The sequence below is a fragment of the Pseudomonas sp. c313 genome, assembly GCF_055407145.1.
Genome location: NZ_JBUZRD010000001.1, coordinates 41,617 through 60,936 on the forward strand (window position 1 = coordinate 41,617; position 19,320 = coordinate 60,936).

General features: G+C 56.4%; 23 protein-coding genes, 1 tRNA gene and 1 pseudogene. 6 read left to right on the forward strand and 19 right to left on the reverse strand.

Annotated features, from left to right (window positions below; genetic code table 11):
* The first annotated feature begins 270 nt into the window (after positions 1-270).
* The 6 genes and pseudogenes from ACZRKZ_RS00205 (at position 271) to sctU (ending at position 4,102) form a co-directional block, all read left to right on the forward strand.
* Entirely contained in the window at positions 271-909 is a 639-nt protein-coding gene (locus ACZRKZ_RS00205) for an HrpJ domain-containing protein (RefSeq protein WP_463980861.1), read from the forward strand.
* Positions 819-1,526 (forward strand): annotated as a pseudogene (locus ACZRKZ_RS00210) (FliM/FliN family flagellar motor switch protein); the annotation flags it as partial. The gene ACZRKZ_RS00205 and the pseudogene ACZRKZ_RS00210, both read left to right, overlap by 91 nt.
* The gene (sctR, locus tag ACZRKZ_RS00215) at positions 1,523-2,176 is read left to right on the forward strand and encodes a type III secretion system export apparatus subunit SctR (protein WP_463980388.1); all 654 of its coding nucleotides are present in this window, start codon (positions 1,523-1,525) and stop codon (positions 2,174-2,176) included. The pseudogene ACZRKZ_RS00210 and the gene sctR, both read left to right, overlap by 4 nt.
* Before the next feature lie 7 nt (positions 2,177-2,183).
* Complete coding sequence (sctS, locus tag ACZRKZ_RS00220) at positions 2,184-2,444, forward strand: type III secretion system export apparatus subunit SctS (RefSeq protein WP_463967974.1); 261 nt, start codon at positions 2,184-2,186, stop codon at positions 2,442-2,444.
* A 15-nt stretch (positions 2,445-2,459) separates the two neighbouring features.
* Positions 2,460-3,008, forward strand: a complete 549-nt coding sequence (locus tag ACZRKZ_RS00225; protein ID WP_463980862.1) for an EscT/YscT/HrcT family type III secretion system export apparatus protein — start codon at positions 2,460-2,462, stop codon at positions 3,006-3,008.
* A complete protein-coding gene (gene sctU, locus ACZRKZ_RS00230; RefSeq protein ID WP_463980389.1) occupies positions 3,005-4,102 on the forward strand; it encodes a type III secretion system export apparatus subunit SctU in 1,098 nt (365 codons plus the stop codon). The genes ACZRKZ_RS00225 and sctU overlap by 4 nt, the downstream gene beginning before the upstream one ends.
* Positions 4,103-4,135: 33 nt before the next feature.
* Here the strand turns inward: sctU and ACZRKZ_RS00235 are convergent, their stop codons facing one another.
* The 19 genes from ACZRKZ_RS00235 to ACZRKZ_RS00325 all read right to left on the reverse strand — a co-directional run bounded on the left by ACZRKZ_RS00235 (position 4,136) and on the right by ACZRKZ_RS00325 (position 19,142).
* Positions 4,136-4,516, reverse strand: coding sequence for a transcriptional regulator (locus ACZRKZ_RS00235; RefSeq protein WP_463980390.1), 381 nt, complete (start codon positions 4,514-4,516; stop codon positions 4,136-4,138).
* Entirely contained in the window at positions 4,513-4,716 is a 204-nt protein-coding gene (gene hrpT, locus ACZRKZ_RS00240; RefSeq protein WP_463967977.1) for an HrpT family type III secretion system protein, read from the reverse strand. Before hrpT ends, ACZRKZ_RS00235 begins: the two co-directional genes overlap by 4 nt.
* Positions 4,713-6,860 carry a type III secretion system outer membrane ring subunit SctC gene (gene sctC, locus ACZRKZ_RS00245; protein WP_463980391.1) on the reverse strand — a complete coding sequence of 716 codons (2,148 nt, stop codon included), beginning with the start codon at positions 6,858-6,860 and terminating at the stop codon, positions 4,713-4,715. Before sctC ends, hrpT begins: the two co-directional genes overlap by 4 nt.
* Positions 6,861-6,875: 15 nt before the next feature.
* Positions 6,876-7,265, reverse strand: coding sequence for a type III secretion protein (locus tag ACZRKZ_RS00250; protein ID WP_463980392.1), 390 nt, complete (start codon positions 7,263-7,265; stop codon positions 6,876-6,878).
* 1 nt (position 7,266) lies between these two features.
* Positions 7,267-7,485: a hypothetical protein gene (locus ACZRKZ_RS00255; protein WP_463980393.1), complete on the reverse strand. Its 219-nt coding sequence runs from the start codon at positions 7,483-7,485 to the stop codon at positions 7,267-7,269.
* 107 nt (positions 7,486-7,592) lie between these two features.
* Positions 7,593-8,174 (reverse strand): type III secretion system stator protein SctL, encoded by a 582-nt coding sequence (sctL, locus tag ACZRKZ_RS00260; RefSeq protein ID WP_463980394.1) that lies wholly within the window; start codon positions 8,172-8,174, stop codon positions 7,593-7,595.
* Positions 8,152-8,727 (reverse strand): type III secretion protein, encoded by a 576-nt coding sequence (locus ACZRKZ_RS00265; protein ID WP_463980395.1) that lies wholly within the window; start codon positions 8,725-8,727, stop codon positions 8,152-8,154. The genes sctL and ACZRKZ_RS00265 overlap by 23 nt, the downstream gene beginning before the upstream one ends.
* Positions 8,720-9,544 carry a type III secretion system inner membrane ring lipoprotein SctJ gene (sctJ, locus tag ACZRKZ_RS00270; RefSeq protein WP_463980396.1) on the reverse strand — a complete coding sequence of 275 codons (825 nt, stop codon included), beginning with the start codon at positions 9,542-9,544 and terminating at the stop codon, positions 8,720-8,722. The genes ACZRKZ_RS00265 and sctJ overlap by 8 nt, the downstream gene beginning before the upstream one ends.
* Before the next feature lie 7 nt (positions 9,545-9,551).
* On the reverse strand, positions 9,552-9,917 hold the full coding sequence (locus ACZRKZ_RS00275; RefSeq protein ID WP_463980397.1) for an EscI/YscI/HrpB family type III secretion system inner rod protein: 366 nt from the start codon (positions 9,915-9,917) through the stop codon (positions 9,552-9,554).
* A gap of 114 nt (positions 9,918-10,031) precedes the next feature.
* Positions 10,032-10,250: a hypothetical protein gene (locus ACZRKZ_RS00280; RefSeq protein ID WP_350616900.1), complete on the reverse strand. Its 219-nt coding sequence runs from the start codon at positions 10,248-10,250 to the stop codon at positions 10,032-10,034.
* A 609-nt stretch (positions 10,251-10,859) separates the two neighbouring features.
* Entirely contained in the window at positions 10,860-11,783 is a 924-nt protein-coding gene (locus ACZRKZ_RS00285) for a sigma 54-interacting transcriptional regulator (protein WP_463980398.1), read from the reverse strand.
* Positions 11,784-12,228: 445 nt separating this feature from the next.
* Positions 12,229-13,329 (reverse strand): redox-regulated ATPase YchF, encoded by a 1,101-nt coding sequence (ychF, locus tag ACZRKZ_RS00290; protein WP_149411753.1) that lies wholly within the window; start codon positions 13,327-13,329, stop codon positions 12,229-12,231.
* Positions 13,330-13,351: 22 nt separating this feature from the next.
* A complete protein-coding gene (gene pth / locus ACZRKZ_RS00295; RefSeq protein WP_003208389.1) occupies positions 13,352-13,936 on the reverse strand; it encodes an aminoacyl-tRNA hydrolase in 585 nt (194 codons plus the stop codon).
* A 168-nt stretch (positions 13,937-14,104) separates the two neighbouring features.
* A complete protein-coding gene (locus ACZRKZ_RS00300) occupies positions 14,105-14,704 on the reverse strand; it encodes a 50S ribosomal protein L25/general stress protein Ctc (protein ID WP_133101948.1) in 600 nt (199 codons plus the stop codon).
* 138 nt (positions 14,705-14,842) lie between these two features.
* A complete protein-coding gene (locus ACZRKZ_RS00305) occupies positions 14,843-15,784 on the reverse strand; it encodes a ribose-phosphate pyrophosphokinase (RefSeq protein WP_003208392.1) in 942 nt (313 codons plus the stop codon).
* Between the two features lie 46 nt (positions 15,785-15,830).
* Positions 15,831-15,905, reverse strand: a tRNA-Gln gene (locus ACZRKZ_RS00310).
* 37 nt (positions 15,906-15,942) lie between these two features.
* On the reverse strand, positions 15,943-16,794 hold the full coding sequence (ispE, locus tag ACZRKZ_RS00315; protein WP_463967988.1) for a 4-(cytidine 5'-diphospho)-2-C-methyl-D-erythritol kinase: 852 nt from the start codon (positions 16,792-16,794) through the stop codon (positions 15,943-15,945).
* 1 nt (position 16,795) lies between these two features.
* Entirely contained in the window at positions 16,796-17,413 is a 618-nt protein-coding gene (lolB, locus tag ACZRKZ_RS00320; RefSeq protein ID WP_463967989.1) for a lipoprotein insertase outer membrane protein LolB, read from the reverse strand.
* A gap of 4 nt (positions 17,414-17,417) precedes the next feature.
* Positions 17,418-19,142 carry a tetratricopeptide repeat protein gene (locus ACZRKZ_RS00325; RefSeq protein ID WP_463980399.1) on the reverse strand — a complete coding sequence of 575 codons (1,725 nt, stop codon included), beginning with the start codon at positions 19,140-19,142 and terminating at the stop codon, positions 17,418-17,420.
* Positions 19,143-19,320: the final 178 nt, after the last annotated feature.

Below are 19,320 nucleotides of genomic sequence, written 5' to 3' on the forward strand. Positions count from 1 at the left end.
AAAGCTTGCACAGGGCTGATTAAAGCCGTGCCAGTTATTACACGTGCAAGAAAATGCGCCAGGGGTTGGAACTGTTCAGGAGTGGCTCGCCACACAGGAGCACGAAACCTAACTCTCGGCGCCTTTATGAAAGTTGATACATCCCACAGCGATGCGCAAAAGCTTCAGCAGCTCAACCCTGCTATTGCAATCCCCTTGGCACGTGGGCAATCGGCACAGGTTGCACAGCACAATGCCGCCGAGGAAGTTGGCATGCTGTTCAGCCAGCAGATGGAGCGCAGCAGCAAAGGTCTGGATCAGCGTCAGTTGAGGCTTGCCCGTACGGAGAACAGGGTTCAAAAAGTCGAGCAGTTGGCACAGCTGTATGAGCAGCTGGGGCACCCTGGGCAAGCGAGCCTGGAGCATCTGGTGCGCCAGGCGCGGATTCAGTTGCTGCAGCGGCCCAGTGCCGAGAACCTGCTGGGGTTGACTGGGGATGATCCGGCTCGCACCCATGTGGTGTTGCATCAGGTCAGTGCCCAGGCCCAGGCCGAAGGCCGCACTCATGAGGCCGATCTGGCCCGCGATTTTCTTCAGCAAATGCATGCGCTCTATGCTCCGCAGATTCAGGCGGGGCTCAATATTGCGCAGTCGCTGCAGGTGGCCAGCGATGATCCGGCGTTACGCCAGGCCGTTCGCCAGTTGTACTACGCCAGCGTGGTGGTGCGCCAATCCCTGGCGACCATGATGCAGGCGCTATTGGGGTTGTTTGGTGGCGAGCAGTTCAGTGCCGGGCTGCAAGTGATGCGTCGGGCCCTCGCCGATGATGTTGCCGCCCATATCTGCGACCGCTGGGGCAATTGCAGCGCAAGACCTTTGGCTGTCGACTCACCGTGGTGCTGGGTGCATCTAGGGTGGTTGCGCGTCTGATGCTGGCGCCGGCCAGCCTGCTGGCGCTGTGCGATGCCGCGTTATGGCGGCCGATGAGCGCCCCATTGCCAGACTCGTTTCCCCTCTGCGTACCGGTGACTCTCGGACGCCTGCAACTGCCTGTCACGCAGTTGGGCACCGTGCGCCCGGGAGATGTGCTGCTGCTGGAGTCCCTATTCTTCAATGCCCAGGGTGATGGTCAATTGCGCCTGGGGCGCCACCGCCTGCAAGGGCGCATTGACGATGAAACAGGCGCTCTGCGCCTGACCCTATTTTCTATCGAGGAAGCGACTGTGGACGAAGATTATGGGGACAGTTCCCAGGGACAGGGATGGGGCGAACCCGGTGATCAGGTACGCGACGAGCCGCTGGTTGATGTCTTCGGGCATGAGCCGTTCGATGAGTTGTCGATTGCCCTGACCGTGCGCTGCGGCACCCTGCAGCTGACCCTGGGGGAACTGCGGCAGTTGGCGCCGGGCGCTGTGTTGGGCATTTCAGGTTATGGGCCGGGGATGGCCGGGCTCTATTATGCAGACCGTCCCATTGGTCATGGGCAACTGGTGGAGGTGGATGGGCGCCTAGGGTTGCAGCTGTCACGGGTAATCTTTTCCCGATGAGTGTTCAAGGACTTGATCCCCTTCTGCTGGCGTTGTTCCTCGGTTCGTTGACGCTGATGCCGATGCTGTTGATCATCTGCACGGCATTTTTGAAAATCGTTATCGTGCTGATGATTACCCGCAACGCCATCGGCGTGCAGCAGGTTCCACCGAGCATGGCCTTGAACGGGATCGCGCTGGCAGCGACTCTCTTTATCATGGCCCCCGTGGGCTATGAAGTCGGGCAGATCGTCAAGGTATCGCCGCTGGACACCACCAGTGTGCAGGCGTTTCAGGAAACCGGGCTGGTTGCGATAAAACCACTGCGGGCCTTCATGTTTCGCAACACCGATCCGGATTTGTTGACCCACCTTCATGAAAATGCCGCGCGCCTGTGGCCTCCCGAAATGGTGCAGAGCACCGAACGCGATGACTTGATCCTGCTGATGCCGGCGTTTGTTCTGTCACAAGTGCAGGCAGGGTTTGAAGTCGGCTTCCTGATCTACATTCCGTTCATCGTCATCGACCTGATTGTCTCCAACCTGCTGCTGGCACTCGGCATGCAGATGGTCTCGCCCATGACCATCTCGCTGCCCCTCAAGCTGCTGCTGTTCGTTCTTGTATCGGGGTGGTCGCGGCTGCTCGACAGCCTCTTTCTTTCCTTCCTGTGAGTGAAACATGGACCCTATTCAGCTGTTCAAACAGGGCATGTTGCTGGTGGTGGTGCTGTCGGCTCCGCCACTGATTGTGGCAGTGATTGTCGGGGTGCTGACGTCCCTGGTGCAGGCCCTGATGCAGGTGCAGGACCAGACGCTGCCGTTCGGGATCAAGCTGGTGGCAGTGGGTATTACTTTGGTCGTGACGGGACGCTGGATCGGTGTCGAGTTGATCAAGCTGATCAATCTCACCTTCGACATGGTTGCGCGTTCAGCGCTCTGAGGAATTGGCCCCGTGGTGATCCCGTATCTTGAATACTTGCCCAGCCTGGCGATTGCCATGGCGCGCATTTATCCCTGTGCCTTCCTGGTGCCGGCGTTTTGTTTTCAGCATGTGCGCGGGATGCCGCGCCATGTCATTGTCCTGGTTATGGCGTTGCTGCCGACACCCGGTATTCACGCGGTGTTGGTGGACCAGGAATTTACCTTGCTGCTGATCAGCGCACTGGTGTTCAAGGAGGTCGCACTGGGCTTGTTGTTGGGCATATTGCTGGCGATGCCGTTCTGGCTGTTCGAAGGTGTGGGGGCATTGCTGGATAACCAGCGCGGGGCCCTGATCGGCGGGCAACTCAACCCCTCTCTCGGACCGGACGCCACGCCCATCGGGCATATGTTTAAGCAATTGAGCATCTTTCTGTTGATCGTCACTTTGGGCCTTGGCGCGATGACCCAGGTGATTTGGGACAGCTACCTGCCCGTGCTGCAAGATTTGATCGTGGGCCGCATGAGCTTGCTGAGCGAGCTCAAGCACTCGCTGGGCCTGTTGTTTCGGGTGGCGGCAACATGAGTGATTCGGGGGAGAAAAAACACCCGGCGACGGCAAAGAAACTGCGTGACCAACGCAAGAAGGGTCAGGTCGCCCAGAGCCAGGATATTGGCAAACTACTGGCGTTGACTGTGCTGAGCCAGATCGCCTTGTTCACCGCCGAAACCAGCATGCAACGTCTTCAGCAGTTGTTGATGTTGCCAGTGTCGCGCATCGGGCAACCCTTTGTGCGCACGCTGGAAGAGGTTGTGGTGGCGGGTGCGGTGGTGTTTTTCAGTTTCGCCTTGTTGATGGCCTCCGTCGCTATCGCGACAAAACTGATCAGCAGTTGGATGCAGTTCGGTTTTCTGTTCGCTCCTGAAACCTTGAGGCCGGATTTCAACCGCCTCAACCCGCTCAACCAGGCCAAGCAGATGTTCTCCGGCCAATCGTTGATGAACCTGTTCATGGGTGTGGCCAAGGCGCTGTTTATTACTCTGATCCTGTATGTGGTGGTTGGCCCGGCATTAGGTCCCTTGATCGGGTTGACCAGTGGAGATCTGCCAGGCTACATCTCGGCCCTGATCGTGCTGTTTCGCCATCTGCTCAACACCTGCCTGGGCTTGTTGCTGGTCCTGGCGCTCATTGACCTGGCGTTGCAAAAGTACTTCTTCGCCAAGCGCATGCGCATGACCCAGGTGGAGGTCATCAAGGAGTACAAGGACATGGAGGGCGACCCGCACGTCAAGAACCAGCGCCGCTCACTGGCCTATGAATTGGCCAACGAAGAGCCGAAGGTCAAGCTGCCCAAGTTTGAAGAGTCCGACATGCTGGTGGTCAACCCGACGCACTTTGCCGTGGCCCTGTACTACCGCTCCGGGGAAACGCCTCTGCCGATGATGGTGGAAAAAGGTACGGATGCCGAAGCACGCAAGTTGATTGATCGGGCCAAGGCGGCAGAGATACCGGTTATCCAGTGTGTGTGGCTGGCGCGCACCCTTTACAAGGGAGAACTGGGCAGTCATATCCCCCGTGAAACGCTGAAGGCTGTGGCCCTTATCTATCGCACCTTGCAGGAGTTGGATGATGCGGCCAAGCGCGAGACGCTTGAGCTGCCAGAGCTTGATGATCTTTGATTGGCATACACGCTGCGGCGTGTACCAAGGGGTTTAATAGCGCGTGCAGTACGCGTCCAGTCGTTCAAGTTCCGCCAATGACAGACTTCGACTCAGCATGCCGTCAAGCAATGCCCTCTCGTGGCGTTCAGGCAGCGCTTGCCAGATCACCAGCGCTCGCTCGTCGTCGAGATAGGCGAACAGTCCATCGAATGCCAGTGCCTGCGCAAAGCGTCGTTCCAGCACGCGCTGCAGCTGACCCGTCTTGATGGCGTGAGGTGGTATTCGCAAGGCCAGTCCCACCTTGGACCCCGCCCTCAACCGACAAAAAATGATGCCGTCGCACAACGACCACTCAGCGTCATTGCCAGCCATGAGGGCGTCCAGGAAGGCCTGCCGACGTTGCTCGTCGGCAGAAATCCCTGCGTTCTTCATCGCTCCAGAGAGACCGTCTGATAGTCCGAGTGTTCGCCGGACGGGCCGGGCTCCACTCGCATCTGTTCAGGCCACCAGATCACCATTTGCTGGGCGTTTGATTGCGGCCGTGAGCAGGAGTCACCCTTGCAGGTTGGCGTGCAACCCGACATGACCAAGGCCAGGGCAAGGAGTGCGAGGGGCGAGAGTATCTTTCTCATTGATTGGTCTTCCGGGTCGGTGTGAGCAGAGAAGGGCGAGACACACCAATGTGTTCGTCCTTCACAACAGGGCGCATGGCGATAAACACTTCCGCTTCCTCGCCCGGCTTGAGCCAGGCGTGCGGCCAGACAGTGACGGCCAGGGTCTGCGAGTTGCTGCATTCCCTCTCGTCGATGCGTACATTGCGGTTGAACTGGTTACGCAGAACGATGACGGCCACGTTGTACTGCGGGCCGGCATACCACTGGCTGCTGGCGGTGTTGAGCGTCAGGAGGTCGCGGGTTCGGCACAGGGTATCGAGCTCCAGTGGCATGGGCGCGGCCTTGAAGTCCTTGGGTACCTGCCCGGTGACCAGATGGGCCAGGGTAGAGGTGACATCGCTACGCTTGATCACCGGCTGGTGTTCGGCGTAGCGACGCGCGAGCGGTTTGAGGGCGTCTTCCAATTCCACCTGATCAGATTTTGGCAAATAGCGCGAGGGGTCGGCCTGATCACCGATGACTCGGGGCGTCAGGATAAACAGACGCTCTCGCCGGTTGCTCTTGCGTTCGGTAGAGGAAAACAGCGCCTTGCCCAGCAGTGGGATATCCCCCAGTAATGGCACCTTGTTCAGCCTGTCGGCGTTCTCTGTGACATGGAACCCTCCCACTACCAGCGAGCGCTTTTCCGCCATCACCGCCTGGGTGCTGACCTTACCCTTACGCACATCCGGGCCGATTCGATTGGGGTTGGTTTCATCGAAACTGCCGTCTTCGATGTCCACTACCAAGTGGATCTGGTGCGCGCCCTTGGACGTAATGACCCGTGGGACAACCTGGAAACTGGTGCCCACTGTGACCGGCAAAATGGTTGCGTTTTCGGTGCCTGCGGTAATGTACTGCGTGCGGTTGAAGTCGATCACCGCCGGCTGGTTTTCCAGGGTCAGGATCGAGGGATTAGACACTACGGTCGCCAGGCCGCGGGCTTCCAGTGCCCGCAGGTCTGCTTCAAAGCGGTCACGGTTACCTATAGACACTTGCGATGCCGTCCCCGGGGCAACGTTATTGACCCCGGCCCTGAAGCGACTGTTTTGAAAGCCCCAGTTCACTCCGAACTCCCTGAGTTGAGTGCGATCGATGTCCAGGATGATCGCGTCAATCTCCACCAGCTTGCGCGCCACGTCGAGCTTGGCGATCAGTTCGCGGTACATGGCCTGGCGTTCCGGCAGGTCGTAGATCAGCACGGCGTTGTTGCGCACATCGGCTTCGACGCGGATTTTGCTCGTGGGTGTCGGAGCTCGGGGCGTCATGGCGTAGTTGGCATCCGGCTGGCCGAGGGCGGCCGGGGGGCTGAGCATCTGCCCCAGCAGAGGATTGCTCAGCCGTGGAAAGCTTTGGGCCATGGGGGATGGCATTGACGCTGGCGCAGGGTTTTGAGCCGCATTCGAGAGCGTCGAGGATGTTCGCGGCTCCAGCAGACCACGCAGCATGCTGGCGACGCCCGGGATAACCAGTTTTTCGCCGCGATAGTCGATCTGGCGATCCGCGGCATTGGCGAACTGCAGGGTAAACGTCAGCACACTCTGTTTTTCATCAGGCGTCTTGCGCTTGCTACTGAATTGTTTGATCTGTTCTATATAGCGCTTGGGGCCAGAGACCAATACGACGCCGTCATCCGGCAGTTCACCCCAGCCAAAACGGCTATCCAGCAGGCCGATGTCGGTCAAGGCCTGCTTCAGGTCGGCAACAGTTTCGGCTGAAACCTCAAGTCGTGCTGACTCTTGCTGGTCCAGGGTACTGATGTACAGAGTGTTGTTGTACATGAACCACTGGAAGCGGTGCTCGACGGCGAGTCGGTCCAACAGCGATTGGGGCGTGTTTGAGCGAATTTTGCCATTGACGTAGCCTTCCAGGAAACCGTCGATTTGCAGTTGGGTGCCGAAGGTTTTCGTGAAGTCTTCGAGTACCTCCTGCAGGGTCTTGTTGTCGGCCTCGTAGGCGTAAGCCGTGGTTTTCCATTCGGTGGGTATGGCTGCCAGTGTGCTTTCCAGCGGTATCAGTAGCCAGGGTAATACGGCCAGCCAGCGCCAATGGGAGGGCTGTGTCGTTGTTGCTACGGGCGAGGTGGGGCGCAAGCAGGTTTGCTTGTAGGTCTTGTCAGGCATGGAGAGATTCTCTGGTTAGTGCGAAAGCAAGCGCAGCGATGAGGACATGCACTTCGGGGCACTCCGGCGGCACTCGACCATAGAGCGCCAGGTATCGCGTTGGTTGAGCAGGGTTTCGAGACTTGCCAATAGCTGATCCCGGCAACAGTTACCGGGCAATCTCTGAAGTAGCCAGAGATGGCGGCTTTCAGGTGATTGGGCCAGGGAACCTTGAAAGTACTCCAGGCTGGCTTGCCCCTGACGCATCCAGACTTCCTGCTGGGGGTTATCGGGAGGGGCAAGGGTAAGCTGGACGCTTAACAGCAGATTGCTTTCGCAACGCCGCAGGTCGATCGAGTCGTCGCCTTCGTACAATGCAATCTGTTGGTCGCTGCCTTCCAGCCAGCGAGCAAGCAGATCGCTCATTTCATTGCATTCCATCAAGAACGGATTTCCTCAGCTCATGCCTGATGCGGGTATGTTCTGACCTCGCGAAATGAGCCTTGGCAATTTCCATTTTGGTTTCGAAAAAATCGACGTCACCCGAAAAGAACGGGTCCGGATTGCGAAGAAGTTCGTCAAGTTGCTTCGTGGTTTTTTTCATTTGGCTGTCAAGCCTGCTTTGTATTCCGTCATAGAAACTCATCAACTGTCCCCTTTTGGATTTCCCTCCTCAGTGGTCCTTGTCTTGGCGTCAGTTCCACGATGGAGCACCTTGGCTGCAAAAAAATAAAATACCTGCGGCACATCAAGCTATCCGTCTTTCTCTGGAGTCATGAGCGTCTCAAGGATCGAGTTCCAATCGACGCAAAAGTCCCCTTCCTCCGTTTTCAGCACTAATGTTTGAGCACTCGGCGTGTCGCCGATCCGAAGACTCCAGGGGAGCTCTTCATGGCCGCTCAGCCACGACTCGACAGGTTCGCGGTCCAGGGGGTGGCACAACAGCGTCGCCTTGACCGGGGGCAGTTGGGTTGCCAGGAGTTGTTTGAGCAGGGCTGCGAGACGTTGCGCAGGCGGGGTATCTTCCAGTAGGCAGCGTAGCGCCTGGTTGACGAGCAATGTGGCGCTCTGTTCCAGGCCATCGCACATTTTTTGGTGTTCGATTTTCAGCTGACTGAGCTGGGTCTCGGCATTCGCCCTGAACTCCTGCAGAGCCTGCTCCAGCAGTTTTGCACGATGCTGCTCGGCCTGTTGCAGCAGTTCGCGCACTTGCGTCTGCGCGCGTGCCAGCAACCGAGAGGCCTGGCCGCAATGGATGAGGGTTTCTTGAGTAATCAAGGTTTGCGGCAGGCCCTGCGTGCCGTTATGCAGCTCAATCTTGCGATGACAAAGCATTGATTGAATGCTCCCCTGATTGATACTGATGGGTCTCAGCGCTTTCCATTGAGGTGGCGCGCCAGATGGCTGCTTGCCAGAGGGTGTCGAGCCTGTTATGGGCGTCGGATAGCCACGGGATCTGTTCCAATTCAATCACTCGTTGACGGGGGAAACTGAGGCGGAGTCGCTGCCAGGTGGCGAGCGGAACCCACTCCCGTAACAGTCGCAGCGGATCTTGCGCTTCTGAAAGCGGCGAGCCGGGAGGCAATGCCTTTGCAAGTCGATGGCACCAGAGTTGGTGTTCTTCGCTCAATTGGCTGCTGGCCTTGGGGTGGTAAATACTTTCAATCAACGCAAGCATCAACTCTCGTTGGCCTGACGATCCATATATAAGCCGCAGCAGTGCCAAGTTGGGGGGCGTGGGAAGGCAGGGGGCAATGGAGAGTTTTTTGCCGAGCAGCCAATGCTGGCTGCGATAGAGGGGTTTCAAGGCGCCTGGAACTCCCCATTCGGGTGATGAGACTGTCCAGGGATAGGCCCACCATTGCGCCCAGATTTGTGCGTCACTCATAAGACGATGGGTTCATCGAGGTGTGGGCAGGCGTTGGTGAATGCGCCGGCTCACTGGCCAGATAACCCCGCGCTCGTGAGTTGCGTTTAAACCAGAAAAACGCGGCGATACCGGCAAGCAAAAGGCTGAACAATAATACTGTCAGGCTGTTTTGCCAAAATCGCAGATCCTCACTGGGCACTAGGAAGGGGCCGAAATAGATCAAGCGTCTTTGCTCCTGATAAACAGTCGCCGGGACAAACACTACGGTGAGTTTTTGTGGGTTATCCACCGCGGTCGACATGCCGGGAATACCGCTGGCCACCATCCTGCGAACGCGGGGACGGATATTGTCAGGCTCAAGTCGCGGATCATGTTTGATAAATACCGAGGCGGATGCCGGTTGTACCGGTTCTCCCGGTGCAACCCGTTCAGGCAGCACCACATGAACGCGGGCGACGATGACCCCGTCGATATTGGACAAGGTGGCTTCCAGCTCCTGGGACAAGGCGTAGATGTAGCGGGCGCGCTCTTCCAGTGGGGTGGAGATGACACCTTCCTTACGAAAAATATCACCCAGTGTAGAGCGTGCGGTTCGTGGCAGGCCGGCTGCTTCCAGTGTGCGGACAGCGCGGCTGATGTCATCAGTTGCAACACGGACAACGACCCCATCCTTGGCCGGGGCTTTCTGGGCGCGGATTTGTTTGTCCGCCAACTCGGCAATGACTTCGTTGGCTTCCTGCTCTGAGAGCTGGCGATGAAGCTCCACACTTTCGCCGCATCCACCCAGCATTAACATCAATGACAAAAGCACAGTGGCAATCAGAGGGCGGGCCATGTTCTTCCTATTGCAGGTTGGTCAGTTTTTCGAGAGCTTGTACGGTTTTATTGAGAGTCTTGACCGTTAGAACGGTCTGTAGTTGAGCGTCGGAAAGTTGGCTACCGTAATCGCGTAGCGCCGAGGGGTTGGAGCCTCGACTGATCTCTCGAAGGCTGCGAGTCACCTGTGATCTCAGCCCAATCAGCTGGTTCGACTGTTCTGACAGCAGGTTGGGAGCCACGGCTGTGCTCATACTCGTGGCTGGCAGTTTGTCGCTGGTTAAGCGCGCATTGAAAAAGTTGATGTCTGTGGCTGACGAGGATAGTTCTGGTCCGCCAGTAGAGTTATGGAGGGGGGCGCTCGACGAAAAACTCTTGATATTTTCGAGCATAAATTCCTTGCTCCAAATTGATGGGTGATCAACTGGCGAGTTGATTTAAAATAGGAGTGAGTTATTTTTTGAACTGCCTCCTTTCCCTCTATTCGGGGGGAGGAGGCAGTAGCGTTAGCTGATCCTTATGGATTTTGGAACATCGATTCCTGCAGCAAAATCCTCGGCGGCAATACGCTGCCAGCCGCGCTTTTCTGCAAGCGCCTTCCTAGCCGCCTCTTGCTGATCCCCGACGTCCCCGCCAGCACCTGCTGCACTCGAGCCGGAGCCCGCCAAGTTGGTGTTATAGTTGACATAGTTGGACATTAGGTTGCTATTTAAACCATATGACATGGTGTATACCTCTATTCAGTTTCTGATCTGTTATAGGATGAGTATGTTGTGAGTATTTCAATGCGCTTGAATACACTACGCCTTCGACGGTGCCCCGTAGGTCACGTATTGTTTGCGACGGGTCTGTCTGCCAATGCATAAATCAAGAGCATGGAATGTATCCGTGATACAGAACCTTCGGTAAGTTCTGGTGTGCAACATTCGGCTAATAAGTCAAGATTCTGATTGTGGGTCGTCGATTATTATTTTCTGTACAAAAAAATACTCTATTGCATTGACGACTACTCAAACTTCATCAATAACTCAAAGGTCTCTGTTGTTCAAGGACGCTGCTCGCTGCTTGCCCCACGACGCCACCGATAGCGCCGCCCACCATACCGCCGAGGGGGCCACCTACAGCTGCACCCAACGCCGTTCCTGCGGCTGTACCTGCTATAGGTGCAGCGCTCTGGATTAACTGCATCGGAAGTTGCGTTATACCGCTAGTCATATCGTTAATCTCCTAGAGAACTGAAGTTTCATGTTGACTATGGATTCACAAGTCCAGTCAAGCCAATTGGAGCTGGCTTGCACAATAAGTGGTGATTCCGGCTCTCTGGTTCCATCAACTCAATGAGTGGGTATTTCCAGTTGTTTCATCCGGTGATAAAGCGTCCGCCTGGCCATCCCCAATTCAAGTGAGACCGCATCAATGCTTCGCTGGTGGCGACGCATTGAGTCTTCGATCAGTACCTTCTCTATTTGTTGTAATCGTTCCTTGAGGTTCATTGTGACCCCTTGATGTTCATTCCCTTGGGTTGGAATCGCAGGCAAGCCGAGTACAAAGCGTTTGGCAGCCGAACCCAGTTCGCGGACATTGCCTGGCCACGAATGGCAGAGCAGTTGCTGGAGCAGGACGCTTGGGGGAATGGGGGCGGGAAATTGGAAATGCTTGGCTTCGCGCTCAATCATATTCAGGAATAACGGGATGATACGCTCCCGGCGCTCGCGCAAGGCTGGCAGGTTAATGGCGACGACGTTGAGACGAAAATACAAATCCCGCCTGAATAGGCCTTGCTCGACCATCTCATGCAGAGATTGTTGTGCCGAGGCGATCACCCGCATGTCCACGGCAATAAACTTGGTTGACCCCAGTCGTTCGACACCTCTTGATTCCAATACTCGTAGTAATTTGGCCTGTAGAACCAGGGGCATGCTGTCTATTTCATCGAGGTATAAGGTTCCCAAATGTGCCGCTTCGATAAAGCCAGCTCGTGATTGCACCGCGCCGGTGAATGCACCATTGGTGACGCCGAACAATTGGCTTTCGGCGAGTGTTTCCGGGATCGCTGCACAATTGATTGCAACAAAGTTGCCCCTGCGCCCGGATAAGCGATGAACTCTTTCAGCCAGGGTGTCCTTGCCGCTTCCAGTTTCCCCAAGTAACAAAATGTCGACATTTAGTGTCGCAGTATTCCTGATCGTGGCTTCCAGATCCGGACATTCAATTAGAGGGGGGAGGTTGTCGTCGTTGATCTTGTGGGATGCCGACATCACTCTTGCTGCAACATATTTATTGCCTCCGTCAGACCGATTACGATTTCAACTACTTGAGCCGCTTGGTCATTTTCTTAAAGGCAGTAGAACGCAAGTCTATACCGTTGTCATTGGTGATAAATGGTGAGTTTGAATACTTATAGACTGAGCAGCGGAGTGGAAGCTAAAAATAATAAATATTCAAGTGCGGTGGCTGTTTTAAAACGTTATTGGAGGTAGGAGTAGTCTGGGGTTTTTGGTTTTTTTTAGATGGTGGGGGATTAGTGGTTTTTAGGAAGCGTTGTGTGGGTGTGGTCTTATGTATTTAGTGGAGTTGCCAAATTGTTACATTTTATTGTGTCATTGCGCGTGCCAGTTGGATTCTTTCTGGCATGTAGGATATCGGTCAGACGCCCACAAAAAAGCCGATGCATTGCATCGGCTTTTTGTTCTGCGCCAGGGTTTAGACGTTGAAACGGAAGTGCATCACGTCGCCATCCTTAACGATGTATTCCTTACCTTCCAGGCGCCATTTACCGGCTTCCTTGGCACCGGCTTCACCCTTGAACTGGATGAAGTCGTTGTAGGCGATGACTTCGGCGCGGATAAAACCTTTTTCGAAGTCGGTGTGGATCACGCCAGCGGCTTGTGGTGCGGTGGCACCGACTTTGACGGTCCATGCGCGGACTTCTTCAACACCAGCGGTGAAGTAAGTCTGCAGGTGCAGCATTTCGTAGCCGGCGCGGATCACACGGTTCAGGCCAGGCTCTTCCAGGCCCAGGGCCTCAAGGAACATGTCTTTTTCTTCGCCGTCATCAAGCTCGGCGATTTCCGCTTCGATCTTGTTGCAGACCGGTACGACAATGGCGCCTTCTTCTTTGGCAATGGCCATGACCACGTCGAGCAACGGGTTGTTCTCGAAGCCGTCTTCAGCCACGTTGGCGATGTACATGACAGGCTTGGTGGTCAGCAGGTGAAAACCACGAATCACCGCCTTTTCGTCGGTGTTCATGCTTTTCATCAGGCTACGTGCTGGTTTGCCTTCAGTGAAGTGAGCGATCAGTTGCTCCAGCAGAGCCTTCTGAACCACAGCATCCTTGTCGCCGCCCTTGGCATTGCGAGTGACCTTTTGCAGTTGCTTCTCGCAGCTGTCGAGGTCGGCAAAGATCAGTTCCAGGTCGATGATCTCGATGTCGCGTTTCGGGTCGACGCTGTTGGAGACGTGAATCACGTTCTCGTCTTCGAAGCAGCGGACCACGTGGGCGATGGCGTCGGTCTCGCGGATGTTGGCGAGGAACTTGTTGCCCAGGCCTTCACCTTTCGACGCGCCGGCCACCAGGCCTGCGATGTCGACGAACTCCATGGTGGTCGGCAGGATGCGCTTGGGATTGACGATGACCGCCAGTGCTTCCAGGCGTGCATCGGGCATCGGCACGATACCGGTGTTGGGTTCGATGGTGCAGAAGGGGAAGTTCTCCGCCGCAATACCTGATTTGGTCAGGGCGTTGAACAGGGTGGACTTGCCGACGTTGGGCAGGCCGACGATGCCGCAATTGAATCCCATGGTGTTTCCCCTTGGATAAGAGTCAGGCCTTCTGGCTGTGCAGGTTTTTCATCGCACGGTTCCATTCCCCGGCGAAGATATCCGGCAGCACGCCGAGGGCAAAATCGATGCTGGCATCGAGTTTTTCCTGTTCGGCGCGTGGCGCACGACCCAGGACGAAGTTTGAAACCATACTGGCGACGCCTGGGTGGCCAATGCCAAGCCGCAGACGGTAAAAGGTATTCTGATTGCCCAACTGCGCGATGATGTCGCGCAGGCCGTTATGACCGCCATGCCCGCCGCCTTGCTTGAGCTTGGCAACACCGGGTGGCAAGTCCAATTCGTCATGGGCCACCAGGATTTCTTCGGGTTTGATCCGGAAGAAACCCGCAAGCGCCGCGACGGCTTGGCCGCTGCGGTTCATGTAGGTGGTGGGTATCAGCAGACGAACATCCTGACCTTGATGCGAGAAGCGTCCGGTCAGGCCAAAATATTTGCGATCGGCCACCAGGTTTACACCTTGGGCGTGGGCGATGCGCTCAACAAAAAGGGCCCCCGCGTTATGCCGGGTCTGTTCGTATTCTGCGCCTGGATTTCCCAGGCCAACGATCAGTTTAATGGCAGTCACGACAGGGGCCCTTCCTTTGGAGTTGTGGATAACACCGCCGCAACCAACGTGCGGCGAAAGTGGACGACAAGAGCTCATTTACTCAAAAGTAAACTTCGCGTTCTCGCCCGCTTTCTCGCTACGTTTCGGTCCGCGATGTTTCCTCAAGCTCCTACGTTACAGAGTGAATTACTCTGCAGCGGCTTCTTCAGCTTCTGGAGCAACGCGTGGAGCGTGAACGTTTGCAATGGCTTTGTCATTGCCGTGAACCAGAGCAACAAACTCTACGCCTTTAGGGGCTTTGAGGTCGGACAGGTGAATGATGTCACCGATTTCAGCGTTCGACAGGTCGACTTCGATGAACTCAGGCAAATCTTTCGGCAGGCAGGTCACTTCGATCTCAGCGGTAACGTGCGAAATTTCGCCGCCTTTCTTGATCGGGGCAGCTTCGCCAACGAAGTGTACAGCCACGATAGCGGTCAGTTTCTGACCGGCTACAACGCGTACGAAGTCAGCGTGCAGCACGTGGCCTTTAGCTGGGTGACGTTGCAGTGCCTTGATGATGACGTTCTGCTTTTTGCCGCCGATGTTCAGCTCGATGATGTGGCTGTACGAGGCTTCGTTTTCCAGCAGTTTGGCAACTTCTTTAGCTTGCATGCTGATGGATTCAGGGGCTTTTTCGCCACCGTAAACTACAGCTGGAACCAGGCTTGCGAGACGACGCAGGCGGCGGCTCGCACCTTTCCCCAGGTCAGATCGCACTTCAGCATTCAGAGTAAAATCGTTCATGTTGTATCTCCAAAATAACCACATTCGCCCCAGCGTTTGCGACCAGCGCTAAAGGCGATATGGGCAAAAAAGCCCCGCCCCAACAATATGCTGGGGCGGGGCGCTTTTCGTCAGTGGGATGTCGCCAAGGGTTGACCCTTAACGGAACATCGCACTGATCGATTCTTCGTTGCTGATGCGGCGAACCGCCTCGGCAACTACCGGTGCGATATCCAGTTGACGGATACGCGAACAGGCTTGAGCAGCAGCGGACAACGGGATGGTGTTGGTCACCACCAGTTCGTCCAGCATTGAGTTCTCGATGTTCTCGATCGCCCGACCTGACAGCACAGGGTGTGTGCAGTAGGCAAAGACTTTGGCTGCACCGTGCTCTTTCAAGGCTTTCGCCGCGTGGCACAGAGTGCCGGCGGTGTCGACCATGTCATCGACCAGAATACAGGTGCGCCCTTCGACATCACCGATGATATGCATCACTTCAGAGTGATTGGCTTTCTCACGGCGTTTGTCGATGATCCCGAGATCCACGCCCAGGGACTTGGCAACAGCACGTGCACGCACGACGCCGCCAATGTCCGGGGACACGATCATCAGATTTTCAAAGCGCTGGTCTTCGATGTCATCCACCAAGACGGGGGAGCCGTAGATGTTATCTACTGGAATATCGAAGAACCCCTGGATTTGGTCAGCGTGCAGGTCAACCGTGAGAACACGGTCGATGCCTACCACGGTCAGCATGTCAGCAACGACTTTCGCGCTGATGGCCACACGTGCGGAACGCGGACGGCGATCCTGACGGGCATAACCAAAATAAGGGATTACAGCTGTGATTCGAGTCGCTGAGGAGCGGCGGAAGGCATCAGCCATCACGACGAGTTCCATCAGGTTATCGTTGGTCGGAGCGCAAGTCGGCTGAATAATGAAGACATCTTTACCGCGGACGTTTTCATTGATCTCGGCTGTAATTTCGCCGTCGGAGAATTTACCGACAGAGATGTCACCGAGAGGGATATGCAGCTGACGTACAACACGCCGAGCCAGATCGGGGTTGGCGTTCCCCGTAAAGACCATCATCTTGGACACGCGCAGTACCTGAAGGCTGAGGGTAACCTGGATGAGTATACGAAAATGGCAGGGGCGGCTGGATTCGAACCAACGCATGGCAGGATCAAAACCTGCTGCCTTACCGCTTGGCGACGCCCCTGTATTTGTTGCAACGAGTGCCCAGCACTCGGTTCCTTTTAGAGCAGACTTTGCAGCTTGCGATGCAACATCGAAACGTTGCTTCCTTTTGCTACAAACCCTGTAAGGGTCTCTGTAAGAAGGGCCGAGACTTTATCAGCTTCAGCTTTGTTTGGGAAGCCCCCAAACACACAACTTCCAGTTCCGGTTAATTTTGCTTCGGTAAATTTACCTAACAAATTCAAAGCGTTACGTACATCTGGGTAACGCCTTGCTACAACCGGTAAGCAGTCATTTCGACTGTTTCCCTTGGGAACGGGGCGCACTTTAATGGGAGTAGAGTTACGTGTCAACAGTGGATCTGAAAAAATTTCTGCTGTACTTACAGATACTTGCGGAACAAGCACGACATACCAAGGTTCTTCGGGGTCTACAGGGGTGAGTTTTTCCCCCACTCCCTCGGCAAAAGCGGCGTGTCCACGGACGAAAACCGGGACGTCTGCACCCAGTGTCAGGCCCAGCGCAGCCAGGCGATCCTCGTCCCAGCCCAGTTGCCACAGGTGGTTCAGGCCGAGCAGGGTGGTGGCAGCGTTGGAGCTGCCACCGCCGATTCCACCGCCCATGGGTAGGATCTTGTCGATCCAGATATCAATGCCCAGCGCGCATCCAGATTGTTCCTGAAGTTTTTTTGCTGCCTTCACGATCAGGTTGCTGTCGTGGGGTACTCCCTCGAACTCGGTGTGCAGTTGAATCACGCCATCATCGCGTACAACGAAGGTCAGTTCATCGCCGTAGTCGAGAAATTGAAACAGCGTCTGCAGTTCGTGGTAACCGTCTTCACGGCGACCAAGAATGTGCAGCATCAAGTTGAGCTTGGCTGGAGCGGGTAGGGTCAGGCGCTTTGCCGTCATGTTATTGCCCCAGCTTGCGTGGTTGCCAGTCCTTGATCACCAGCGTGACGTCAAGGTCAGTACCATGCAGTTTGATGCGCTCGGGTAGCCAGTAACCGTTCTGTTCGACATAGCTCAAGTACTCGACCTGCCAGCCATCCTGTTCCAGGGTGGCCAGGCGGCTGTCGCCATTGAGGCTCAAGCGGCTCTTGCTGTCAGGTGCGGGCAGCCCGCGAACCCACCACACCAGATGCGACACTGGTAATTTCCAGCCCAGTTGTTCTTCCAGAAGACCTTCGGGGTTCGGCGCTTCATAGCGGCCCTGGTTGGCGACTTCGAGGCTCACTTGCCCCGGTCGGCCGGTCAGGCGTGCAGCGCCACGTCCCAGGGGGCCGGAAAGTCGGATGTCGTAGTAATCCTGGCGTTGCAGCCAGAACAGGGTGCCGCTGCCCGAGTCCTTCGGTGCGCGAATCCCGACCTTGCCGCTGATCTGCCAGCCGTCGAGGCTGTTCAGTTGATCCTTGTGCTGTCGCCACTGTGCCAGGTTGCCCTGGCCTTCGACGGACTCGCGTGCGCCGAAGCCCGCGCAACCGGCGAGCAGGGCGATAAAGCTGAAAACGATGGCGTGGCGCAAAAACATAATCTTAAAGGGTCTCGGATCCGGTCAGGCGCTTGATGGTGCTGCGCAGGATAGGGCTTTCGGGTTGTTCCTTGAGGAACTTCTTCCAGATTTGTCTGGCTTCGCGCTGTTTGCCGTTGGCCCAGAGCACTTCGCCCAGGTGAGCGGCGACTTCCTGGTCGGGGAATCGCTCAAGGGCTTGGCGCAGCAGGCGTTCGGCTTCATCCAGGTTGCCCAGGCGGTAATTCACCCAGCCCAGGCTGTCGAGCACGGCCGGATCTTCCGGGTTGAGCTGGTGAGCCTGCTCGATCAGGACCTTGGCCTCGGCATAGCGCGTTGTACGGTCGGACAAGGTGTAACCCAGGGCGTTCAGTGCCATGGCGTTGTCCGGGTCACGCTTGATGATCAGGCGCAGGTCTTTTTCCATCTGCGCCAGGTCATTGCGTTTTTCTGCCTGCATGGCGCGGGTGTACAGCAGGTTCAGGTCGTCGGGGTATTGCAGTAGTGCTTGCTGCAGTACTTTCCAGGCGCGATCGCCCTGATTGTTGGCCGACAAGGTCTCGGCCTGGATCAGGTAGAGCTGGATGGCGTAGTCCGGCTCTGCATCCCGTGCCGCCGTCAGACGTTTTTCCGCTTCATCGGTGCGACCGTTGTTCATCAGGATATCGGCCTGACGCAGTTGGGCTGACAGGTAGTCATTGCCGGGGCCGACCTGGGCGTACTCGATCAACGCGCCTTGCGGGTCGTTGCGCTCTTCAGCGATACGCCCCAGGTTCAGGTGCGCCGAGTCGACATGGCTTTCCCGGGCGATCAAGTCTTCCAGGTAGCCCTTGGCCTCATCCCAGGCCTTGGCCTCCAGACAGACCAGCGCCAGGGAGTAGCGTAGTTCGTCATCATCCGGGTATTGCTGGACGAGGCTGGCGAACTCTACCTTGGCATCCTCCATGCGGTCCTGCTCCACCAACATGCGGGCGTAAGTCAGGCGCAGGCGCTTGTCGTCCGGGTACTTCTTGATGCTTTTTTCCAGCAACGGCAAGGCTTCCTTGCCGCGATTGAGGTTTTGCAGCAGGCGCGCCCGCAGCAGCAGTGGGGCGACTTCACCGTCTTCCGGCGGGTTGCGCTCCAGCAGCGTCAAGGCGGCCTCGGCTTCGTCATCCTGTTGCAACAACAAGGCCTTGCCGAAAATCAGCTGGCCATTCTTCGGGTGCTTTTGCAGCAGCCGGTCGAAACTCTTCATCAGACCGGTGCGAGTGTCCTGGTCGGTGTCGGCAGCCGACAGCGCGAGGAAGTCGAAGTGGGTGTCACCCTTGCCCTGCAACACTTTCTCCATATAGATCATGGAGTCGTCATAGCGCCCGGCGCGAGCCAGTTGGATCGCCGCTGCACGTTGGGCTTCAAGGTCGTCCGAGGCGTTTTTCGCCCAGATCAGCGCAGTATCCAACGCGGCCTGGTCGGCGCCCAGGTACTCGGCAATGCGAAACGCTCGCTCGGAAATACCAAGGTCCTGGGTATTGATGGCCTGGGTCACGTAGTTATCCAGGGCAATGTCGAAACGATTGCGCTGGCCGGCCAGTTCCGCACTCAGCAGACTGAATACCGTCGCTTCACTGAACGAGGAGTAAACCTTGGGCTTTTCAGGGGTGGGAGTGCTGTCTTCTACCGGTGGCGAACCGTCCGGCGATACGGGGGCCATGGCCTGGCAGCCGCTGAGGAAGACAAAAGCAAGGAGCAACGCGGAAGATCTATTCATATAGGAAGAGGACGACTAACCTGCGGTCGGATCATCATGACACAAGCCTTCGGCCAAACATAACCGTGTAGGCGCGAGCGTGCTCGCGAAGAACCTGAGGGCAACGCGTTTTATGGCGTAAGCTATTAGGGCAATAGACGGCAATGGTTGTTCTGAATCAGGCGAAGTAGGACAATTG